We start from the raw sequence: 20,913 nt of genomic DNA, 5'->3' as shown, positions 1-20,913 counted from the left end.
CCCTAGCCCTTTAGCCATCACTCAATCTCTACAATCAGGACAGACGTTTCATTTACAATAAATTTGATATTGAAATCTGCAAAGTGCATACCATAAATTCGCTCCGGATCCTCCTGATAGGCTGGACGTGGATCAAGGGATAAAACCTCTGCCAGTTCCCGAATGACTTGTTCCGAAAGACCTTTCGTTTGGACTAACTGCTCTCTTTCCAGCTCTGCCTGTTCCGACCAGACCACATATTTGCGTACCGGCTCCTCTTGAGCATAACCGCTTTGCGCTTCCATCACAGCATCGGAATAATGAATATAAGGTTTAATATCGACAATCGGAGTACCATCTAAAAGATCACTGCCCGTCACATAAACACGGACTGTTTTGCCAACTTTTTTCACTTCTTTCAGCTTGACCACGGATAAACCAATCGGCGAAGGACGATACATACTACGTGTCGCGAACACCCCTATTTTCTGGTTTCCACCTAAACGTGGTGGGCGTACCTGTGGACGAAACTTGCTGTTTTCCTGATTTTTATTGTCATGGAACTGCCAGAGCAGCCATAAATGGCTAAACTCCTCAATTCCCTCAAAAGCCAGCAGATCATTATAAGGCGCCTGCATTTCAATATAGGATTCCACTTCCACCAGATTAGGCTGACGTGGAATACCAAATTTTTCTTTATAGGGAGATTTCATTATACCGATTACAGGTATAGTCAGTTCAGTCATAATCACTTTTTTTGATAAGCTCAATTAAATATATTCAGTTTATCGAGAATGAATTTGGTTTAGAATAGCAACCTGTTCTAATTTGATAACTTATTGAGACCTTTAATGGCTGCTTTTAACGTCGAAAAGATTACTCACGTCCACCATTGGAATGACACATTATTCTCTTTTAAAACGACTCGTGATACTGCATTACGTTTTAAAAACGGTCAGTTTGTGATGATCGGCCTTGAGGTCAATGGTAAGCCTTTAATGCGTGCATATTCAATTGCAAGTGCAAACTATGAAGAAGAACTGGAATTCTTCTCGATTAAAGTTCCAGATGGTCCACTGACTTCTATTCTGCAAAAAGTAAAAGTTGGCGATGAAATCCTGGTTTCTAAAAAACCGACAGGTACACTGGTTCTGGATGACCTGAATCCTGGTAAGAATCTGTATTTGTTATCTTCAGGTACTGGTCTTGCACCTTTCCTGTCGACTATTCGCGATCCTGAAACTTATGAACGTTTTGAGAAAATTATCGTGGTTCATGGTACACGTTTCATTTCAGAACTGGCTTATCAAGATCTGATTCTGAACGAAATTCCAAACCATGAGTTCTTCTCAGAATTGGGCGCTAAAGAAAAATTAGTGTATTACCCAACGGTAACTCGTGAAGAATATCCAAATCAAGGCCGTGTAACGACTGCAATTGAAACTGGTGAACTGTTTGAAAAAATCGGCCTGCCACGTTTTAACCCTGAAACTGACCGCGCGATGTTATGCGGTAGCCCAGCCTTCCTTGATGACGTTGCTGCGCTTCTTGACCAACATGGTCTGAAAGAATCTCCACGTATGGGTGTTCTAGGCGATTATGTAATTGAACGTGCGTTCGTTGAAAAATAAGATTCCTTGAATCTAAAAAACCGGGCAAAATTGCCCGGTTTTTTATTTAGTATTAATTTTTATCATGCAGGTGTACGACGTTCTTGTAATGCCTGCTTCACCACCTGATATCCTGCAGTTAATCCCAGACTGGCCATAATCACCGCCACAATCATATCGGGCCATAAACTACCGGTTCCAAATACACCAATGGCCGCAAAAATAACTGCTACGTTGCCAATTGCATCATTTCGGCTACACAGCCACACAGACTTCATGTTTGAGTCTCCGTCACGGAAAGCATAAAGAATCACAGCCGTGATCACATTGGCCAGTAAAGCGATTGCGCCGATGATACCCATCGTGATGGCTTCAGGAGGAATACCGAGCAGATAGGCATAGATGACTTTAGCCATCACCACCAGACCAAAGGCTGCCATAGTCAGGCCTTTAATTAAGGCTACAGTGGCTCGCCAGTACAGGCTTGCGCCTAATACAGCCAGTGAAATCCCATAATTCACTGCATCCCCAAAGAAATCTAGCGAGTCGGCCCATAAAGCTGAAGAATGAGCATAGGCTCCACCGACCAGCTCTACCAGAAACATACTGAGATTAATCCATAAAGCAATCCATAAAGCCATTCTAAACTTGCTGTTTGGCTTGATGGGTGCCGATTCATGACTACAGCTACAGGCCATATTATTCTCCGATGTATTTTTATACGAAATACGATACAGTGATTAGAAACTATGGAGTAACTCCAAGGTCAAGCCCGAGGTGTATATGTCTTTGTATCTGATTTCAGAAATCGCCAAAAAGTCACATTTAAGTACTGACACGGTGCGTTTTTATGAGAAAAAAGGATTCATCACGCCGAATTTTCGAGCAAATAATCAATATCGTTATTTTGATGATGAAGCGCTTAAAAGACTGATTTTTATCAAGCGTTGTCGTGATCTGGATATGTCCTTAAAGGAAATCGAGACCTTAATCGAACTAGAACAAAATCCCGAGCAGAACTGTACAGCAGTCAACAATATTATTGACCAGCATCTACAGGATATCACCAGTAAAATGAAAGAATTAGCAGCTTTTAAAACTCAGCTTACCGAGCTAAGAAATAGCTGTAATACACCGACTACGGTTGACCATTGTCAAATCCTGAAAACCCTGGAACGGTCTGAAATCGAAGATCAATAGTCTGTATATTTATTTCAGTTTTACTTATTTGATAATGTTGAAAATATCAACAAAAACCATGATTTCCGAGTGATTTACTTGGTTGAATCTTGTTTTTAGATGAATAAAATAAAAGCCGTACTTTTTATATGTCTTTCGATTTCGTCATGAGTATAATCCCTGTTACTGAACTTCTCTCACCTGCTGGCTCACTGAAAAATATGCGCTATGCTTTTGCCTATGGTGCAGATGCAGTCTATGCCGGTCAGCCGCGTTATAGCCTGCGTGTTCGTAATAATGAATTTGATCATGACAATCTCGCGATTGGCATCAAAGAAGCACACGAACTAGGCAAAAAATTCTATGTGGTGGTGAATATCCAGCCACATAACTCCAAGTTGAAAAACTTTATCCGTGACCTTGAACCTGTGGTCGCGATGCAACCGGATGCACTGATCATGTCCGATCCGGGCCTGATCATGCTGGTGCGTGAACACTTCCCGCACATGGACATCCACCTGTCGGTACAGGCCAATGCGGTTAACTGGGCCACGGTCAAGTTCTGGAAAAATATGGGCCTGACCCGGGTGATTCTGTCGCGCGAACTGTCCATTGAGGAAATTGAAGAAATTAAAACTCAAGTTCCCGATATGGAAATTGAGGTGTTTGTACATGGTGCCCTGTGCATGGCCTATTCGGGACGCTGCATGCTATCAGGCTATATGAACAAACGCGATGCCAACCAAGGTGCCTGCACCAATGCTTGCCGCTGGGAATACAAAGTTCTGGATGCCAAAGAAGATGTGACCGGTGATGTGATACCGGTGAAAAATCTGGATTCAGGCTGCTGCTCCCAAGATATGGATGAAGCTCATAAAGTAGCTCAACATCAATTTGACGAGCCGGTCCTACTTCAGCGTAACGATGAAGATATGTTTGCTGCCGAAGAAGATGAACATGGCACTTACTTCATGAACTCAAAAGATTTGCGTGCAGTCCAGCATGTAGAACGATTAACCAAAGTTGGTGTGCATTCGCTAAAAATCGAAGGTCGGACTAAATCCTATTTCTACTGTGCACGTACTGCACAGATTTACCGCAAAGCCATTGATGATGCTTTAGCTGGCAAGCCATTTGATCCATCACTGATGACCCAACTGGAAGGTCTGGCAAATCGGGGTTATACCGAAGGCTTCCTGCGCCGCCATGTACATAGTGAATATCAGAACTATGAAAATGGTTCTTCCAGTTTTGATCATCAAATTTTCTGTGGTGAAGTACTAGAGCGAAATGGAGATTACATCAAGATCGATGTGAAAAACCGTTTTGTAGTCGGTGACTCACTGGAGCTGATGACGCCTAAAGGCAACATTACCTTCACCTTGACGGAAATCAAAGACCGTAAAGGCAATCTGATTGAAGATGCCAAAGGTTCGGGGCATATCGTCGAAATTCCGATTCCAGCAGATATTGATATGCAATATGCCCTGCTGATTCGCAACCTGCCGACATCGACTGCAGATATTTCCGCATCTTCACTGGCTTATCAGGCAGGCTAAGCATGGCACTCTTGATTACCGATAAATGCATCAACTGCGACATGTGTCTGCCGGAGTGTCCGAATGATGCCATTTATGAAGGCGACAAAATCTATGAAATCGATGTCAATCGCTGTACGGAATGCGTCGGTTTCTATGATCATCAAACCTGTGTATCCGTGTGTCCAATTGAGTGCATTGTGCCCCATCCGGAGCATGTGGAGACCAAAGAACAATTGATGGAGAAATTTAAGGGACTGAATCTATTCAACTCTTAATGAAATCTTAAAGATGGCATATTTTATGCTGATCTAAAGAACAACCTTGGGGAAGGTATAATAATAAACTAAAACAAAAACAGCGCAGAGGAAAAGAACAGTCAGAAGCAATTGGGGATGCTTCTGACTGTTCTAAAACGAAGGAAAGTAAGTATAAAAAAAGGAACTCTGGTGTTAGCGTCCGGAGTTCCTGTAAAAAGGGAATAAGAAATAGAGTCGATTGATGTTCTAGCACCTGGGTTTTGGGGAACCCAGGTGCTTTCTTTTATTACTGACCTGAACGGATGATGTAGTCAAATGCAGACAGTGATGCTTTGGCTCCTTCACCTGTGGCAATGATAATCTGCTTGTAAGGTACTGTGGTACAGTCACCCGCTGCAAATACACCTTTCACATTGGTTTCGTTACGCTCGTTAATCACAATCTCACCGCGGTTGCTTAACTCAACTTTGGTTTCTTTCAGGAAGTCGGTATTCGGCAACAAACCTATCTGAACGAAGATCCCTGCAAGCTCAACCGTATGTTCTTCATCGGTCGCACGGTCTTTGTATTTCAGTGCAGTTACCTGTGAACCATCACCCACTACTTCTGTTGAAAGCGCATTCTTGATCACCGTGGTGTTCGGCAAGCTGTTGAGTTTGTCCTGAAGTACCTGATCCGCACGTAGTTTGGTATCAAACTCAACCAGGGTGACATGCTCAACAATACCAGCAAGGTCAATCGCAGCTTCTACACCCGAGTTACCACCACCAATCACCGCAACACGTTTGCCTTTGAACAATGGACCATCACAGTGTGGACAGTACGCAACACCACGGGTTTTGTATTCCTGCTCACCTGGAACGTTCATTTCTCTCCAGCGAGCACCAGTTGACAGGATTACAGTTTTAGATTCAAGCTTGGCACCGTTTTCTAAAGTCACTTCAACCAGACCATTGGCAGTTTCATCTGCACCCTTGATGTCAGATACACGTTGCAGGTTCATGATGTCGACACCATATTCACGTACGTGTGCTTCCATCTCGGCAGCAAATTTTGGACCTTGGGTCTTTTGCACTGAAGTGAAGTTTTCGATGTCCATGGTATCCATGACCTGACCGCCCATACGTTCAGCCACGATGCCAGTTTTAATGCCTTTACGCGCTGCGTAGATTGCAGAGGTATTTCCCGCAGGACCACCACCAATCACAAGAACATCAAACGCTTCTTTGGCATTCAGCTTTTCAGCGTCTTTGGCAGCAGAATTGGTATCCAGCTTGGCAATGATTTCTTCCAAAGTCATACGACCCTGACCGATGTGCTGGTTGTCCTGGAACACCATAGGTACAGCCATGATTTTACGTTCTTCCACTTCTTCCTGGAAGAAAGCGCCATCGATCATGGTAGCTGTTGTATCCGGATTATAGATTGCAATCAGGTTGAGTGCCTGAACCACATCCGGACAGTTATGACAGCTTAAAGAGACAAACACATCAAAGTCAGACTTGATCCCTAAACTTTTGATCGATTCAAGAACTTCATTCGATACTTTCGGTGCATAACCCGAAGTTTGCAGCAATGCCAGAATCAGCGATGTGAACTCATGACCCATTGGCAGGCCTGCGAAGAAAACACGAGGCTGTTCACCGGCTTTAGCCACACCAAAGCTTGGTGCACGTTTGTTGGTACCATCAAAACGGGCAGTCACTAAATCAGACAGTGCAGCGATTTCTTCTACAAGTTCTTTGATTTTTGCAGATTTATCCGAAGCATCTAAAGTGGCTACCAGTTCGATTGGTCCTTCAAGGCGTTCTAAAAGGGTTTTTAATTGGGCTGCTGTATTTTGATCTAACATTGCTAACGTCTCCAAAGGAGTAATAATTTATTCGATGAAAGAATAATAAGATAAATCAAAATACAGGTAAAACAGTTTGTTTTTATACAAATGATCGTTTTTTTAGATTATTAAATAATTTTTATCATAATTTCAATACATTGGCATATGGCTATTTCATTAAACAACCATATTTTGTCTGCTCCCAACAAAGAGAAAGCAATAAAAAGAAAAGCTCCATGACTGGAGCTTTATTCGTTTAGTTCAAGCGTTGTTCAATCCGCAATGAACGTTTTTTAATGGCATTGGCCAATGCAAAGAAAATCAAACTCATCACTACAGATACGGCCAATATAATACTGATGACTACCTGAACAATATCGGTCAACTGATTGGCTTGTTGTACCTGGGTACTGACCGATTCAGCTGCCGGTGTCAGGGCCTTGCCGTATACCTGCTGTTGCATAGTCCACAGCTGCTCTGCCTTAAAACCATATTGATCAAACTGATTGTCGCTTTTCTCCGCCTCAATTAGTCGCAGTACATGCGGTCGGGCGGCTGATAAATCGGCTGGTTCATGCAATAAAGCGGTCTGGGCAAGCAAATAGGACTTCACCGGTGCTTTAATATCTTCCGAATCCACTAAATAACGGGCAATATCACTGTCATTGATATTGCTATCGTAATATACCGCCTTTTGATATGCATCATCATGATCACCATTCAGGTCGTGCTGCCAGTAGCTCAGTCCGCCCCAGATCAGGATAAAAGCAATCAACCAGCCCACAAATTTCATTACAAAGGACTGAAAGCGAACATAAAAATAACGGATTTTTTTCAGGAAGTGCACGACAAAGAATGCACCAATAAAAGAAGCAAACAATTTCAGAATCAGCCAGCCAAACCAGCTTAATAGACTAAAGAAATAGTCTGGGCTGTCACCAATACTGGCTAAATTGGCATCGACACTAACCGGTAGATGCAATTGCTGCACTTCGGTACTGAGTCCGAAAAACCCATAGATCAGTTCCTGATGCAGAAACAGGCCAATTAAGGATGCAATAGCGACGGTGGCCGTCGTGACACTAAGTAAGGTCAGGCGATTCTGACGCTTTTTCAGTGCAACGACACCCTGCTCAATCTCACGAGGATTTACAGCATACTCATCTAATGGTGGCAAACCTGACTCCTCTAATAAATCCGGGGACAGGTGCTCGATATTATTCCGACCTGTCCGTACTTGATTCAATGACCAGATAATTCAGATTATCCTGCAAGGCTTTTAAACGTGCTGTTGCTTCAGTACGTTTCTGCATGCCTTCTTTCTGAATCTGAATCACATCATTTACTGTATTAATAAGGGTATTTTGGACATGTTCAAGTGTTTCTATGTCAATGACTGAACGCTGGTTGGCACGAGCCGTGTCGACAGAGTTCTGATGCAGCAGGTCAGCATTGCGACGTAACAGCTCATTGGTCGCATCATCAATACTATTGGCAAGCTGGACACTGCTCTTTTGTTCATGCAGGGAAATCGCCAGGCTGATCTGGTTCTTCCAGGCCGGCAAGGTAATGTTTTTAATCGCATAGAATTTGTCGACCAGCATCAGATTATTAGATTGAATAATGCGAATCATGGGCAAGGTCTGCATCGCGGATTGCTGTAATACCTGCAAATCACTGATACGTTTTTCCAGATTATTGGCCAGATGATTCAGGTCATAAATTTTCTGGGTAGTGGTCTGATCTTGTGGTAATGCTGTCAATGCAGCAATATCCTGCTGTAATTCATGTTCACGGATGCGCCCTGCAGCAATATGAATGCCCAACTGCCTGTATTCATCCTGCACACCATCGAACATTTTATCTAAAGTCGACACACGTGCTTTCAAGCCAGATTGTGAAGTCTCAATTTCTTTGACCAGTACATCAATCTGTTCTTTGGTGGTATTAAAATGAGTATCAAAATTCTGTTTGGCACCTTTGAATTTATTAAGTAAATTACCAAAGAAACCTGAGGTTTTATTTTTGCTCAGAATACTGGAAGCATTCAGCTGCTGTGCCACCTGAACCACCTGATTCAGTTTCTGACCTGTTGTATCCAGATCCCGGTTTTGAACCAGATTGAGCAGTTCATCAGTATAGGTCGCAGTCTTGCTGGCAATATTCTTGCCGTATTCTGCAACCGCATTATGACTCATTTCCTGCAATTCCTTGCGCACTGCCAGCACTTCCTGAAAATCCTCAGGCTGTAAACCCAGTTCTTTCAGGTCCATTTGCTGAAATTTCTGTTCAGCAATTTCATTGTCTTTTTTGACAGGCAGATTCACAGTATCAGGATTGGTCATAGTTCACCTTATCTTGTTATATTTTCGAGGGTTTCTCGAGCGATTTTCTTAACGTTTTAATCAGATTTTCCCGACTATTATCAAGTTTTTCCAGATCACTTGTCGAGTGTTTACTGTTGCTTTGTTTGACATGATATTGCCAGGCCGGAATCAATACCTGCTGTGCTTCCTTAAACCGGTCCAGCAGACTAAAGGAAAGCTGTTGGGACAGTTGCATCTGGGTAATGGCAATATCATTACTGGCTTGCAGGGTTTTTAAGGTATGGATTTTCTTGGATAAACGTTCTGAGAAATTATCCAGCGGATGCTGGTTTTTCACAAACTGTGGATATTCCTGCAGAAATTCTTCTGCAGCCAGAATATGTTTAGCCATCTGTTCACGTAAACCTGTGAGCTGTTGGAAGCGTGACTGGGATTTCTGGATTTCAATCTGTAGTTTACGGCTGAGATGACTGGCCTGATCCAGCAAGCGATCCAGATTTTTATAATACTCAACCTGACTGGAGCCATAATCCAGATCAATTCCTAGCCATTTTTGCAAGGCATTAAACTTGCGCTGTTTCAGATATTTCCTGGAATCTGCCAGCGCCTGAATAATTTTTTCAATGGTCTGGCTGAGCTGTTGGGTCAGTTGCGGATCAACCCCATTTAACAGGACTGCCTGGGCCTGAATCAACTGATCGGCATAATGATTCAACCTGTACTGATCACTGAGCAAAGGGACAAGCTCATTACGCTTGATGCTTAAAATCTCACTCGGATCTGCTGCAACATCCTGGATCGGGATCAAAACATCTATCTGTGACATAGCCCTTTAAACTCAGTTGAACCGATTTTTATAGTACGTGGTTTCCTTCAACATAACATGTAGCATTTTGCAAAGGAAAGCCTTTAAGGCATAGAATTTTTTATATAAGTTAAAGATATTGTTGAATTTAAGCTTTAGTTATCTTAATAAAATTACAAAACACCAAAACTAAATAAAAAAGCCCCATTGATATGGGGCTGTTCAATTATGTAAGAGATCAGAACGACTTTATAAATAGTCTCCTTCACGTTCTGGCTGATACAGTACCTTTTCTATTTTGACTTTCATCATTTCACCGTCTGGCTGCGGCCATTCAATTGTTTCCCCCTCCGCCAGCCCAAGGATCGCGGCACCGACAGGCGCTACAATATTCAGCTGTCCCGGCTCACCTTTGAACTCATGCGGATAGACCAGCGTAATTTCTTTGGTCTGGTTAGCAATTGTGACCAAGGCGCGTGCATGCATGGTAACGATATTGGCAGGAATATCTTGAGGTTTAACTACCTCTGCCCGTGCCAGTTCATCCTCTAGCTGCTGCATGGTTGGAGTCAGCTTGGGTTGATTTTCAAGCATAGTCTCCAGACGGTTCAGATCCTGTTCCGACAAAATAAGCTTGGTTTTTTGCATGCACTCTCTCCTGATCGAGCATTTCAATGAATCTTCGTAAACAGATTAAAATTAAATTCTTGATTTAAAAAATATTTGCAATATATTTAAAACTAAAATAACGAAATAAAAAGAAGAATAAGATGGCATTTGCACAATCTACTTCAACATACAGTAGCACGGATTTCATGCAAGGTCTGCGTGCTCAGCTGCATCATCCGGATTCGGAACGTACCTTTTATGTCAGTCAGGCATTAAAGACCATTAACTTTGATAATAGTCCAGAAAGCCTGCTTCGTCTTGATCAATTTTTTCAGGCATTTAAGAAGCATTTAGGAATTTTGACAGCTGACTTTAACAAGACCATTCAAAAGCTGAATACTGTGCTCTTGATCACCAGCCAGATCGGTTATTTTATCAGTTCTGAATTGAACTGTACTGAACATTGGCTAAGCCTTGAAGAACTCCAGATGGTGGCGTTAATACCAGGTACCGAGTTTGCCAATTCACAATGTTACTATGGCTTGGAGCTTCATGGGCAGATCGTATTTCCGATTGATTATGTTTTGAAGCATTTTTCAAGTATGGAAATGAAAACCAGTATCAGTGCAGATATTCAGAGCTTTATTTTTAATTATCGACATCCGCAAGCCATAGATCAATACGATTACTCTACTGTATTCCGAATTTAAAGCATAAGCTGTAAAAGCAGATTTTTTGAGCTTGTTGATCGCGATTGATTATTAAGTAAACAGGCTATTTAGTTGATTGAATTAAAAAATAAAAAATAAAAAAAGCCCCCAGATCGGGAGCTTTTTTTCTGCTTCAAGTACAATTATTTAGCATATACAGGGAATTTTGCACATACAGCTGCAACTTTTTCTTTAACCGCAGCGATCACAGCTTCTTCGCCTTTACTGTCCAGGATGTCAGCGATCCAGCCAGCAAGTTCACGTACTTCAGCTTCGCCAAAACCACGAGTGGTTACTGCAGGTGTACCAATACGGATACCAGAAGTGACGAATGGAGAACGTGGATCGTTTGGTACAGAGTTTTTGTTCACAGTGATGTGAGCAGCACCTAACCAAGCATCAGCATCTTTACCAGTAATGTCTTGTTTGATCAGAGACAATAAGAACAGATGGTTCTTTGTACCGCCAGAAACAACGTCATAACCGCGTTCAATCAGAACTTCAGCCATTGCTTGCGCATTCTTCACAACTTGTTGCTGGTAAGCTTTGTATTCAGGTGCCATTGCTTCTTTGAAGCAGATCGCTTTAGCAGCAACCGCGTGAACCAGAGGACCACCTTGGTTACCTGGGAATACAGCTGATTGAAGTTTTTTCTCAATTTCTTCGTTTGCTTTCGCAAGGATCAAACCTGAACGTGGACCACGAAGTGTTTTGTGAGTCGTTGTCGTTGTTACGTCAGCAATTTGAACTGGGCTTGGATAAACGCCAGCAGCAACCAGACCAGCCACGTGAGCCATATCTACAAACAGGTAAGCGCCTACTTTGTCCGCGATTTCACGGAAACGTTGCCAATCTACAATTTGGCTGTACGCAGAGAAACCAGCCACGATCATACGTGGTTTATGTTCAACTGCCAGACGTTCAACTTCTTCGTAATCAATCTCACCAGTTTCCGGGTTTAGACCGTATTGAATTGCGTTATAAGTTTTACCAGAGAAGCTTACTTTCGCACCGTGAGTCAAGTGACCACCGTGAGCCAGGCTCATACCCAATACTGTATCGCCTGGGTTAAGAAGCGCTAGGTAAACTGCAGAGTTTGCCTGAGAACCAGCATGTGGCTGAACGTTAGCGTAATCAGCACCAAATAATTCTTTAGCACGGTCAATTGCCAATTGTTCAATGACATCTACATATTCACAACCGCCATAGTAGCGTTTGCCTGGGTAGCCTTCTGCATATTTGTTAGTGAGTTTTGATCCTTGAGCTTCCATTACTGCTGGTGAGCAATAGTTTTCAGAAGCGATCAACTCGATGTGCGCTTCTTGGCGAGCATCTTCGTTAGAGATTGCTTGAGCGATTTCTGGATCAAATTCAGCAATAGAGATATTGGCAAACATTAGCGAGGTCCTATTAAATTAGGGCTTTTAAGCCGTGCTAAGATTGGCGCGTATTGTAGCATGAACTTTGCTATTTTCGACTAGGAACTTTATCCAGTTTGCAATAAAAATAGCTCATGCTTAAAAAACATGAGCTATATAGATAAAAATAAGTTATTGAATTGGCATTAGAGATTTTACATCTTCAATAATATTAAGAATATTCGATGTATAGACACTGCCGTGATCCCATGAATTGTTCGTAATATATCCTAATGAGGTTTGTTTCTGATTTGCTGATCTAACTAAAACATCTGTTGCAGCTTTTGGAACAGTCTTATCTGCCCCTCCCTGATAAATAATTACTGGTGTAGTTACTTTTACCTGTAAAGGCTGAGAATCTTTTTCCAGGAAGGTTTTGACCACTGGAATACTCATAAAATGAGCTTGAGTACGTGGATACCCTTCCAGATTTCCATTGGTTCCAGCATAAGTTCCCATTGCGTTACCGAATTTTATACCTAATACATCATAACAATCTGATTCAGCATTCTTCGCAATCTCATCCGTTGGATTTTGAAATACTTGGTTATATTGCAGATTCGGGTTCGGATTACGCAATCCAGCTACAATCAGTGCAGTAAAAGTATCTAAAGAGGCTAAAGTTTCAATTTTTTTATTCAGATTAGTTTCCTGTCCAGCTTGAGCCTCACCACCTGCCAAAATCAAACTGAAATTAGAAGCAGGTGCTAAAGCTACCGTACCTTTATAAGTCATTTGAGATGCACGTGCTGCATATTGAGCAGCACCTAAAGCCGCTTGACCACCTTGAGAATGTCCGACAGCCATCCATTGATTAGAAGCTTCCGATCCTAAATATTTTTTTGCAGCTACCACTGCATCGGTAATTGAATAGGCTTCACTCTTAAGATTAAGGAAAGGATGAAGTTCTGTGCCACTCGGTTCTCCTAAGCCTTCATAATCAGGTGCAACGACAATGTATCCAGCTTGAAGGAATCCAGCAATCATATCTTTGATATCAGGATTTAGTTCATTGCGACTTGGTGCACACTGATCAGCCACACCCGTCGTACCATGTGCCCAGACCACTATCGGCCAACCTTTTGCAGGAGACGTTCCTTTTGGAGTGAAAAGCAGTGCCGTCGCTTGAGTTTCCTTATTATTAATACCTAACATCTTATAGGTCATGACCACGCTCTCATCGGCAACAGCAGTCAGATCTGTTTTGGTATAGGCTACAGGCGTTGCTACAACCGGATTGGCAATATTATTTACCGGAATAGCGGGTTTGGATTCATAATAACGATCATCATCGCTATCATTACACGCACTTAAAGCTACGCTTAGGGCGAGTAGAGAACCAGTCAATACATGACGTTTCATCGATCTTATCCTTGTCTTAATTATTATCTTTCATGATTTTTATAGTTTTATCTTTATCCATTGATAAAACTAGACAATAATTTCCCAAGTTATTTCATTAAATACAAGAGATTATTTTGTTATTTTTCTAATAAATAGCGATTTAATTTATGACCATTCCGATACGATAAATTTAAGTTTTGGAAATATCTACATAAACTTTAAAAACTTTTATTTATGAATCTAGATTACAAATGTTCTGTATCAGACAAAAAGCCTTCAATTAAAAGTAAAAATCAGGCATTCCAATTGTCAGTAGTGAAATAATAATGTTAGATTTTAATCCTCACCTTTTTCAGGCAAATTTTCGTCATGCAGGCCATCATTCTCGACACTGAAACCCATACACTAAACGGTCAGCCGATTGAAATTGCGTATGCGCCTGTGGACATTCTGGACCATAAAATCAGCCTGGATAAAAGCCGACTGTTTGATCAGCTCTATAGCTGTGATGAACCAATTTCTTTTGCAGCCATGGCTGTGCATCATATTCTGGAATCAGATCTGGAAGGACAGCCACATTACAGCAGTTTCGAACTTCCACAGGAAACTACTTATATCATTGGTCATAATATTGATTATGATATTCGTGCCTTAGAAAAATGCGGTGTAAATTCATCTAATATTAAAGCGATTTGTACGCTCGCTTTGGCTCGTCGCGTATGGCCAGATGCTGAGGCCCACAATATCTCTGCCCTGATTTATATGATCACCCGTGGCAGTGACCGTGCCCGTGAAATGATCCGTAAAGCGCATCGTGCTGATATGGATATTATTCTGACTGCGAATATCCTGATGCATATTGTGCATCACCTGAAAATCAGCAGTATTGAAGAACTATATGAAGCTTCTGAAGATGCGCGTATTCCACGTACCATCAATTTTGGTAAGCATCGTGGCACTGCGATTGCTGAACTGCCTGCTGACTATGTGCAATGGCTGCTTCGTCAGGAGGATCTCGATCCTTATCTGCGTAAGGCTTTAGAAAATATTGCAATTACAACACTTTAATTTTAAGTAAATTTAACAGCCTCTTCATATTAGTGTAATTTTCTCATATTAGCATCTACTTGAACTCTGTATATAAGGCATTCAGGTATGATGCGCTATTCAAAAACTGCAAAGGGTCTACATGTTCTTCAACATCGCAATGTCGAGCTTAATGCACGTCAAAGACGTCTTTTGGTTTTAATTGGCACTGAGGATTTTGATTTACTCACACCTCAGTTTAAAGCGCGTATTGCACCACATGATTTGCTGCAACAATTGTGTGATATAGGATTAATTGAAATACAAGAGTTAGAGACTTCAAATGCAGCAGTCGGTACAGAGTCAGCACAGACTTCAGCGCCTGCTAATAACTCAGTAAAAGCCTCATTTCCACACTTTCCTGAATCAAATATTCAGACTTCAATCACTCGTCCTGCCCCATCTGCCGATCTTGAAGCGCCGATTACCACGACATTAGTTGCCACGACCCACGTGCCTAACGTACCTGCTGACATTACCTATATAACACTCAACCAAGAACAAATACGCAGCTTGATGCTGGACAGTTTAAAAAAATACTGTGGCTTATTGGCCAAACAACACATTCAAAATATTGCTCAAGCACCAGATGTTAATGCCTTAAGAGTCTGTCAGGTGCAATGGTTGACACTCCTCCAGGAAAGCCGCATGCCTTCACAAGAGTTAAACCAACTGTTCAAGCAAATTAGTCATGCTTTATCCATGCTGCGTGCTCAGGCTTAAAACTCTCCATAGATTCAGTCTTTTTAAGTCTAGTTTAAGTTTAAAGATGAATAAATCCGGCGAAAAAATTTTTCTATTTAATTGAAAAATATAATTTTAATTCGTACAAAAGTAGTTTTATTCATTTACTTTCGACTATAGATGCATAGCTATATTAAGGATTTAAAGCCATATAGAATGTATTACTTTTTATTCTTCCCACGCTTATGCAACACTATCTTGAATTCGATGCCTTTGATAACCCCATGCAACTGAGCAAGGTGGGAAACTGGGTCATTACTTTTGTCAGTGCTGCCGATGAACTAGAACATATTCAGTTGGCGATCACGTATGTTTTGCCTCGCCAGATCAGTGATGCGCTGCAACCACGTCGCATACTGATTGAGAAAACTGCCTATGAACATCAATGGCTGATTCAGACGATTGAATGCTTTGACAGCAAGACCAATCAGGAAGTACAAATTGCAGCTGCAGATGCATTGGGACAACAAACGCTTCAGCAGATTCTGGAAGAATTTGGTCGTTATGATGTGAATGTCACTCTAAAAAGTTTTTAAGTTTAAGCTCGTTGACAAGTTATTAACTAAATGCTTGAACTATCTACTATTCAGGCATTGAGTTAAAAATCGCGTTAAGCTAAGTGCATAATAATAGATAAGAATAGAATCTAAATTATGCGATATGCTCATCAACATAATACTCAAGCCCTCGTCCTATTTCAGCTTCACCAAAATATAGAAGAATGCCTGAATGCTTTTAATTTGAAGTCTCAAAGTCACCAGCTCAGGCTTCAACCTGATCCTCTGTCTCAAGAATATCTCCTTGCACAGAAACATGACTTAGGACAGGTATGCCAACAAATCCGTATAAACCGTAGCGAAGTATCCGATCCTCATCCCTTGGTTCGTTATCATCTGCTGGCATTTATTTTTAATCAGTTAATCTGAAACAATAGGATTTAAAAAAAATAGCCCATCCTTAGATGAGCTATAGATTCTATATTGCCAGGCTTAACTAAAAAATAGTTTCCTATTTTGGTTCCATAACACGATAAATACAGTCTGTTTGCTCACTGGCAAATAGCAATTCAATCGTTGGCCGGATAATTTCATCGTCCACCACAATGTATTCAACTTGCTGTTCTAAACGTTGGGAAGGATCTCTATGCTGGGCACCGGCGCGCAATAATGCTTTTACATCAAGGATTTTTCCATACTGGTTTTTGACTTGCACATCAATCATCTCTTTTGTCATTGCGGTGCCCTCCTTTTAATTTGGATTTATTAATTCTCATCTTCTAAATTCTTATAACATATTTATTTAAAAGGCTTTCAAACGAATATGTAAGATTTTTTAGCAGGATATTATTCCGGCATAAGATGGATTGCAGAACCAAATGAATAGTTTGTTGCTACTCCCTTTAATCGCACAGAAAAAACTAAAAAACCAGACATTAAAAAGCCCGCATCGCTGCGGGCTCTGTGTTGGATGGCTAGTGCTAGATTTATTGCCTGAATCGAGATTCGAGCTCAACTAACTGTCATTGATCCGTCCAACTTATTGGTAGCGTCGCATGGTTTTTTGACCTACCGTAAGCTTAATATAGGCTGCACTTCATAGTGGCACAAGTCCTGATTACATTTCTAAAAGTAGATTCATACAATTTTTCAATTGTGATTTATATAAAATCCGCTAGTCTTGCAGACTTCCGAATTTATTCATTTCAGCGCAAAATACGCTGTCTTTTCTATCCGATGCTCAGTCATGATCTGGCAACTTATTCTTAGTGATCTGTATCGCTATTGCGGTAATATTTCAGCAAAATCTCTGATTAAAAACTATTTGTTTAACCGCGGTTTTAATTTTAGCTTCTGGTTGCGTATGGCCTCTTCCAACTCATTTATTGCGAAATTGGCCTACCCTATTTTTTATTATAAGAAAAAGAAATACGGCATCGACATTCATTGCAGTACGCAAATTGGTTATGGATTATATATCGGCCATGGTGGACCTGTAGTAGTGAACCCCACTACAATCATTGGTAACAATGTGAATCTGTCACAATTTACGACCATTGGTGCCAATGGCGGGAAACAGGCAGCCTATATCGGCGATAATGTCTATATTGGGCCGAATGTCTGCATTATTGATAATGTCAAAATTGGCAACAATGCCACGATCGGTGCTGGTAGTGTGGTCACTAAAGACATTCCTGAAAATGCCACAGCCGTGGGAAATTATGCCAAAGTGATTCATTATAATAATGCAGGTAACTCCGTAAACCGCCGCTGGCCACTTGGTGAAAAATAAAGAAGTTCATCTGAAATAAATAATGAATCCAGTTATCAATCATGAAAATTTATAAGGATTTTAATCATCTGGATAGGTTTTGTGGCGCTCATTTGGATTGCATTTGAACAGAATGCATTTATGGATAAATACATATAGATACGAGCTGATTGATTTAAAATATACAGCTTAAAAAACTCCCTCAATTGAGGGAGTTTTTTTTGACTTGGCTTGTTTTAACCTGGAATCATTTCTGACACTGGTTCACGCGCCCAAACACGATGTTTCATAATCAGTTGCTTTAATTCCATAGCGACGGATTTGAAGTCTTGATGTGAAAGCGTGCCTTCATCAGCGACCAGGCCTAAAGTATTGATCAGATCAGCTTTTTCACCCAAGAGTACAATTGGCTTTAAGTGTACGTAAGCTTCAATGATGTAGTGTTTTGCCGTGCCGTCTTTCAACACCTGGTCATAATTATCACCATCGACCATAACAACGGCATCATAAAGTACTGATGGCTCACCTCGTTGCATACCATCTGCCATTACTTCTGCACCATTGCTGCTCAATACAGGTGCAGGTGTCGGAGCGAGTACCTCAGCAATGGCACTTTCCTCCTTGGCCCAAGCCAATACCGCATCCACATTCGCCTGATTAACCTTGTCATGCACTAGAACAGCAATTTTCTTGCCCTTAATATCGGGCGCCGGGAAGGCTTCCAGAGAAATGCGTTTAGATGGCGTTACTTCCGGCAATTCCACATTCAGTTTTTCTGGCGGAATTACAATCCCCAGTTTGGTTGCCACTTGCTGAGCCAGATCCAGATCGATATTGCACAGAATTTCTAGCACTTCACGTTCACGGATATACAAACGTTGCACCTTGCTCAGCTCAAAAACATACGCATTCACCACATGACGTTGTTCATATGGCGTCAGACTACGGTAATACAATCGTGCCTGGGTAAAGTGGTCGCTAAATGATGGACTACGCTCACGAATCTTACGTCCGTCAATACGCTCGGCATAACTTTCGAAACCACCATTCGACGCTGCCGGTGTGGTTTCCGTTGGCCAGTTATTATCGATAGAATTTGGTTCATAAGAGGCCTGTCCACGATGGATCGCACGCTGATGATAACCATCACGCTGATTATTATGGAATGGGCAAACTGGCTGATTAATTGGAATCTGGTGGAAATTTGGTCCACCCAGACGAATCAACTGTGTATCGGTATAGGAGAACACACGTGCCTGTAGTAATGGGTCATTCGAGAAATCAATCCCCGGTACAATATGTGCCGGACAGAAAGCCACCTGCTCGGTTTCTGCAAAGAAGTTTTCCACATTACGGTTAAGTACAAAGCTACCAATTGGTGTAACCGGTACAAGCTCTTCAGGAATGAGTTTAGTCGCATCCAGCAGGTCAAAATCAAACTTGTGCTCATCAGCTTCAGGCACGATCTGTACACCTAGTTCCCATTCTGGATAATTGCCTGACTCAATTGCATCATACAAATCACGACGATGAAAATCCGGGTCACGACCTGCCAGTTTTTGTGCCTCATCCCAAGTCAGCTGGGTCAGACCTTGTTTTGGTGTCCAGTGGAATTTAACAAAAACTGCTTCACCATCCGCATTGATCATACGGAAAGTATTGACACCGAAGCCCTGAATTGAACGGAAGTTACGTGGAATAGCACGGTCAGACATTGCCCACATCACCGCATGGGCAGTTTCAGGTACAAGAGAAACGAAATCCCAGAATGTATCATGCGCAGTCTGTGCAGTAGGAATCTCGGTATGTGGTTCAGGCTTCATCGCATGCACGAAATCCGGGAACTTGATTCCGTCCTGGATAAAGAATACTGGTGCATTATTTCCCACCAGGTCATATACCCCTTCCTGAGTATAGAACTTCATCGCAAAACCGCGAATATCACGTACTGTATCCGCTGAACCTCGTGGACCCTGTACGGTAGAAAAGCGGACAAACATGGGAGTTTCGCGCTCAGTATCGGTCAGGAATCCAGCTTTGGTAAAGCGCTCATTGCCAGGATAAGCCTTAAATACACCATGTGCTGCCACACCACGGGCATGCACAATACGTTCAGGAATACGCTCATGGTCAAAATGCGTCATTTTTTCCTGAAAGATAAAGTCTTCCAGCAAAGTTCCACCACGGGTACCAGCTTTCAGGCTATTCTGGTTATCAGAAATTTTCACCCCCTGGTTGGTGGTCAGAGCCTGCCCAGTTGCATCACGACGGTATGCATCAAGCTGGGCATTCTTCTCATTATGATTTTTCAAATCCGGACGATCAGTACCTGCTAGCTCACTCTTGGTATCTTTCATGTGACTTCCTTATTATTACCCTTTTGATAAAAAACAAATTTGGCTTTAAGCTTTTGTTTTTTATCTTCTATTATTTAAATGACGGCGATTGTTCACTCACATTCAAAGGAGTTATATCGCTTATTAGGCGCCTTTCTAAAATACTATGGGGCATACGTGGAAGTTGTAGCGCTTTGTGACACCGTGTATAGATCAATTAATGTTTAAGGAGAAGTCTGTATTCAGCAAATGCTAAGACGTGACTTAAAATAGTTTCAAGTAGGACTTAAGACGATTAATAATCTGTGCATGAACAGTCTCTTATAAATTATTTGTATAATAATTTAATTTTTTATTGAATATTTTGATATATCATGTATGATGACTATCAAATACAAAGTGTTGTTATTCTATTTTCTTTAAGTATCGTCGTTTTTAATTATTTTATAAGCATTCGTTTTTTCAGATCATCATTTCAATTCTTTCCTATTCTCAGCATATTTTCGTTTATTTAATTCGAAAAATACTAAAAATCAAAAGGTTATTTTATGTCTAATACAGTTACTGGCACAGTAAAATGGTTCAACGAAACTAAAGGTTTTGGCTTTATTCAACAAGAATCAGGTCCAGACGTTTTTGCTCATTTCCGAGAAATTAGCAGTTCAGGTTTCAAAACTTTATTTGAAGGCCAACAGGTTTCTTTCAGCATTGTTGAAGGTCAAAAAGGTCCTAATGCTGTGAATATTGTCGCTCTTTAATCGACAACATTCATTAGAGGGAGCCTGCACATCAGGCTCCCTCTCATTTTTTGAAATCCCTAGTTTTATTCTATTTTCAAAAATAGAAGAAACATTAAAATAATAGGT

21 protein-coding genes are annotated in these 20,913 nt (G+C 41.3%); 10 read left to right on the top strand and 11 right to left on the bottom strand.

All coding sequences use genetic code 11. The annotated features are described in order from the left end of the window. Window positions 1–17: 17 nt before the first annotated feature. A complete protein-coding gene (tsaA, locus tag FSC11_RS05335) occupies window positions 18–725 on the bottom strand; it encodes a tRNA (N6-threonylcarbamoyladenosine(37)-N6)-methyltransferase TrmO (RefSeq protein WP_048881048.1) in 708 nt (235 codons plus the stop codon). 105 nt (window positions 726–830) lie between these two features. On the opposite strand from tsaA, the gene FSC11_RS05330 reads away from it, so the two are divergent. Further along, complete coding sequence (locus FSC11_RS05330; RefSeq protein WP_004815348.1) at window positions 831–1,610, top strand: ferredoxin--NADP reductase; 780 nt, start codon at window positions 831–833, stop codon at window positions 1,608–1,610. 62 nt (window positions 1,611–1,672) lie between these two features. Here FSC11_RS05330 and FSC11_RS05325 read toward each other — a convergent pair whose 3' ends face one another. After that, window positions 1,673–2,287, bottom strand: coding sequence for a cation efflux transmembrane domain-containing protein (locus FSC11_RS05325; protein WP_163165599.1), 615 nt, complete (start codon window positions 2,285–2,287; stop codon window positions 1,673–1,675). 85 nt (window positions 2,288–2,372) lie between these two features. On the opposite strand from FSC11_RS05325, the gene FSC11_RS05320 reads away from it, so the two are divergent. From FSC11_RS05320 to FSC11_RS05310, 3 genes are all read left to right on the top strand, one after another. Continuing rightward, complete coding sequence (locus tag FSC11_RS05320; RefSeq protein WP_163165597.1) at window positions 2,373–2,789, top strand: Cd(II)/Pb(II)-responsive transcriptional regulator; 417 nt, start codon at window positions 2,373–2,375, stop codon at window positions 2,787–2,789. A 128-nt stretch (window positions 2,790–2,917) separates the two neighbouring features. Next, window positions 2,918–4,327 (top strand): prephenate-dependent tRNA uridine(34) hydroxylase TrhP, encoded by a 1,410-nt coding sequence (gene trhP / locus FSC11_RS05315; protein WP_163165595.1) that lies wholly within the window; start codon window positions 2,918–2,920, stop codon window positions 4,325–4,327. A gap of 2 nt (window positions 4,328–4,329) precedes the next feature. Then, the gene (locus FSC11_RS05310) at window positions 4,330–4,584 is read left to right on the top strand and encodes a YfhL family 4Fe-4S dicluster ferredoxin (RefSeq protein ID WP_004815339.1); all 255 of its coding nucleotides are present in this window, start codon (window positions 4,330–4,332) and stop codon (window positions 4,582–4,584) included. Window positions 4,585–4,852: 268 nt separating this feature from the next. Here FSC11_RS05310 and ahpF read toward each other — a convergent pair whose 3' ends face one another. The 5 genes from ahpF to rnk all read right to left on the bottom strand — a co-directional run bounded on the left by ahpF (window position 4,853) and on the right by rnk (window position 10,180). Then, window positions 4,853–6,418 carry an alkyl hydroperoxide reductase subunit F gene (gene ahpF / locus FSC11_RS05305; RefSeq protein WP_163165593.1) on the bottom strand — a complete coding sequence of 522 codons (1,566 nt, stop codon included), beginning with the start codon at window positions 6,416–6,418 and terminating at the stop codon, window positions 4,853–4,855. Between the two features lie 238 nt (window positions 6,419–6,656). After that, entirely contained in the window at window positions 6,657–7,577 is a 921-nt protein-coding gene (locus FSC11_RS05300; RefSeq protein WP_163165591.1) for a hypothetical protein, read from the bottom strand. Window positions 7,578–7,617: 40 nt separating this feature from the next. After that, window positions 7,618–8,745: a toxic anion resistance protein gene (locus tag FSC11_RS05295; RefSeq protein ID WP_163165589.1), complete on the bottom strand. Its 1,128-nt coding sequence runs from the start codon at window positions 8,743–8,745 to the stop codon at window positions 7,618–7,620. Between the two features lie 16 nt (window positions 8,746–8,761). Beyond that, window positions 8,762–9,553, bottom strand: coding sequence for a tellurium resistance protein (locus tag FSC11_RS05290; RefSeq protein ID WP_163165587.1), 792 nt, complete (start codon window positions 9,551–9,553; stop codon window positions 8,762–8,764). Window positions 9,554–9,781: 228 nt separating this feature from the next. Beyond that, complete coding sequence (rnk, locus tag FSC11_RS05285; RefSeq protein WP_004892459.1) at window positions 9,782–10,180, bottom strand: nucleoside diphosphate kinase regulator; 399 nt, start codon at window positions 10,178–10,180, stop codon at window positions 9,782–9,784. Between the two features lie 122 nt (window positions 10,181–10,302). Between rnk and FSC11_RS05280 the strand changes: the two genes are divergently transcribed. Further along, window positions 10,303–10,851 carry a hypothetical protein gene (locus FSC11_RS05280; RefSeq protein ID WP_103801010.1) on the top strand — a complete coding sequence of 183 codons (549 nt, stop codon included), beginning with the start codon at window positions 10,303–10,305 and terminating at the stop codon, window positions 10,849–10,851. 143 nt (window positions 10,852–10,994) lie between these two features. Here FSC11_RS05280 and glyA read toward each other — a convergent pair whose 3' ends face one another. Beyond that, on the bottom strand, window positions 10,995–12,248 hold the full coding sequence (gene glyA, locus FSC11_RS05275; RefSeq protein WP_004815326.1) for a serine hydroxymethyltransferase: 1,254 nt from the start codon (window positions 12,246–12,248) through the stop codon (window positions 10,995–10,997). A gap of 153 nt (window positions 12,249–12,401) precedes the next feature. Beyond that, on the bottom strand, window positions 12,402–13,631 hold the full coding sequence (locus tag FSC11_RS05270) for an alpha/beta hydrolase (RefSeq protein ID WP_163165585.1): 1,230 nt from the start codon (window positions 13,629–13,631) through the stop codon (window positions 12,402–12,404). A 351-nt stretch (window positions 13,632–13,982) separates the two neighbouring features. Here FSC11_RS05270 and FSC11_RS05265 point away from each other — a divergent pair, with 351 nt between their 5' ends. The 3 genes from FSC11_RS05265 to FSC11_RS05255 all read left to right on the top strand — a co-directional run bounded on the left by FSC11_RS05265 (window position 13,983) and on the right by FSC11_RS05255 (window position 15,979). Continuing rightward, window positions 13,983–14,681: a DUF3820 family protein gene (locus FSC11_RS05265; RefSeq protein WP_163165583.1), complete on the top strand. Its 699-nt coding sequence runs from the start codon at window positions 13,983–13,985 to the stop codon at window positions 14,679–14,681. 87 nt (window positions 14,682–14,768) lie between these two features. Further along, on the top strand, window positions 14,769–15,422 hold the full coding sequence (locus tag FSC11_RS05260) for a hypothetical protein (RefSeq protein WP_163165581.1): 654 nt from the start codon (window positions 14,769–14,771) through the stop codon (window positions 15,420–15,422). A 206-nt stretch (window positions 15,423–15,628) separates the two neighbouring features. Next, a complete protein-coding gene (locus FSC11_RS05255; protein WP_163165579.1) occupies window positions 15,629–15,979 on the top strand; it encodes a hypothetical protein in 351 nt (116 codons plus the stop codon). Between the two features lie 472 nt (window positions 15,980–16,451). On the opposite strand, the gene FSC11_RS05245 is transcribed toward FSC11_RS05255, so the two are convergent. Then, on the bottom strand, window positions 16,452–16,676 hold the full coding sequence (locus FSC11_RS05245) for a hypothetical protein (RefSeq protein ID WP_004815310.1): 225 nt from the start codon (window positions 16,674–16,676) through the stop codon (window positions 16,452–16,454). A gap of 510 nt (window positions 16,677–17,186) precedes the next feature. Between FSC11_RS05245 and FSC11_RS05240 the strand changes: the two genes are divergently transcribed. After that, on the top strand, window positions 17,187–17,732 hold the full coding sequence (locus FSC11_RS05240; RefSeq protein ID WP_163165577.1) for a serine O-acetyltransferase: 546 nt from the start codon (window positions 17,187–17,189) through the stop codon (window positions 17,730–17,732). A gap of 215 nt (window positions 17,733–17,947) precedes the next feature. On the opposite strand, the gene katE is transcribed toward FSC11_RS05240, so the two are convergent. Beyond that, window positions 17,948–20,068, bottom strand: a complete 2,121-nt coding sequence (gene katE / locus FSC11_RS05235; protein WP_163165575.1) for a catalase HPII — start codon at window positions 20,066–20,068, stop codon at window positions 17,948–17,950. Between the two features lie 527 nt (window positions 20,069–20,595). On the opposite strand from katE, the gene FSC11_RS05230 reads away from it, so the two are divergent. Further along, window positions 20,596–20,805: a cold-shock protein gene (locus FSC11_RS05230; RefSeq protein WP_004815299.1), complete on the top strand. Its 210-nt coding sequence runs from the start codon at window positions 20,596–20,598 to the stop codon at window positions 20,803–20,805. Window positions 20,806–20,913: the final 108 nt, after the last annotated feature.

It is taken from the genome of Acinetobacter schindleri (assembly GCF_010918895.1).
GTDB lineage: Bacteria > Pseudomonadota > Gammaproteobacteria > Pseudomonadales > Moraxellaceae > Acinetobacter > Acinetobacter schindleri.
Note: the sequence above shows the minus strand (reverse complement) of the source record. Positions and strands in the feature narration are given on the sequence as shown.

What these genes read in the sequence shown, in the direction of transcription:
- tsaA (WP_048881048.1), bottom strand. Translation starts at nt 725, where the DNA reads ATGACTGAACTGACTATACCTGTAATCGGTATAATGAAATCTCCCTAT.
- FSC11_RS05330 (WP_004815348.1), top strand. Translation starts at nt 831, where the DNA reads ATGGCTGCTTTTAACGTCGAAAAGATTACTCACGTCCACCATTGGAAT.
- FSC11_RS05325 (WP_163165599.1), bottom strand. Translation starts at nt 2,287, where the DNA reads ATGGCCTGTAGCTGTAGTCATGAATCGGCACCCATCAAGCCAAACAGC.
- FSC11_RS05320 (WP_163165597.1), top strand. Translation starts at nt 2,373, where the DNA reads ATGTCTTTGTATCTGATTTCAGAAATCGCCAAAAAGTCACATTTAAGT.
- trhP (WP_163165595.1), top strand. Translation starts at nt 2,918, where the DNA reads ATGTCTTTCGATTTCGTCATGAGTATAATCCCTGTTACTGAACTTCTC.
- FSC11_RS05310 (WP_004815339.1), top strand. Translation starts at nt 4,330, where the DNA reads ATGGCACTCTTGATTACCGATAAATGCATCAACTGCGACATGTGTCTG.
- ahpF (WP_163165593.1), bottom strand. Translation starts at nt 6,418, where the DNA reads ATGTTAGATCAAAATACAGCAGCCCAATTAAAAACCCTTTTAGAACGC.
- FSC11_RS05295 (WP_163165589.1), bottom strand. Translation starts at nt 8,745, where the DNA reads ATGACCAATCCTGATACTGTGAATCTGCCTGTCAAAAAAGACAATGAA.
- FSC11_RS05290 (WP_163165587.1), bottom strand. Translation starts at nt 9,553, where the DNA reads ATGTCACAGATAGATGTTTTGATCCCGATCCAGGATGTTGCAGCAGAT.
- rnk (WP_004892459.1), bottom strand. Translation starts at nt 10,180, where the DNA reads ATGCAAAAAACCAAGCTTATTTTGTCGGAACAGGATCTGAACCGTCTG.
- FSC11_RS05280 (WP_103801010.1), top strand. Translation starts at nt 10,303, where the DNA reads ATGGCATTTGCACAATCTACTTCAACATACAGTAGCACGGATTTCATG.
- glyA (WP_004815326.1), bottom strand. Translation starts at nt 12,248, where the DNA reads ATGTTTGCCAATATCTCTATTGCTGAATTTGATCCAGAAATCGCTCAA.
- FSC11_RS05270 (WP_163165585.1), bottom strand. Translation starts at nt 13,631, where the DNA reads ATGAAACGTCATGTATTGACTGGTTCTCTACTCGCCCTAAGCGTAGCT.
- FSC11_RS05265 (WP_163165583.1), top strand. Translation starts at nt 13,983, where the DNA reads ATGCAGGCCATCATTCTCGACACTGAAACCCATACACTAAACGGTCAG.
- FSC11_RS05260 (WP_163165581.1), top strand. Translation starts at nt 14,769, where the DNA reads ATGATGCGCTATTCAAAAACTGCAAAGGGTCTACATGTTCTTCAACAT.
- FSC11_RS05255 (WP_163165579.1), top strand. Translation starts at nt 15,629, where the DNA reads ATGCAACACTATCTTGAATTCGATGCCTTTGATAACCCCATGCAACTG.
- FSC11_RS05245 (WP_004815310.1), bottom strand. Translation starts at nt 16,676, where the DNA reads ATGACAAAAGAGATGATTGATGTGCAAGTCAAAAACCAGTATGGAAAA.
- FSC11_RS05240 (WP_163165577.1), top strand. Translation starts at nt 17,187, where the DNA reads ATGATCTGGCAACTTATTCTTAGTGATCTGTATCGCTATTGCGGTAAT.
- katE (WP_163165575.1), bottom strand. Translation starts at nt 20,068, where the DNA reads ATGAAAGATACCAAGAGTGAGCTAGCAGGTACTGATCGTCCGGATTTG.
- FSC11_RS05230 (WP_004815299.1), top strand. Translation starts at nt 20,596, where the DNA reads ATGTCTAATACAGTTACTGGCACAGTAAAATGGTTCAACGAAACTAAA.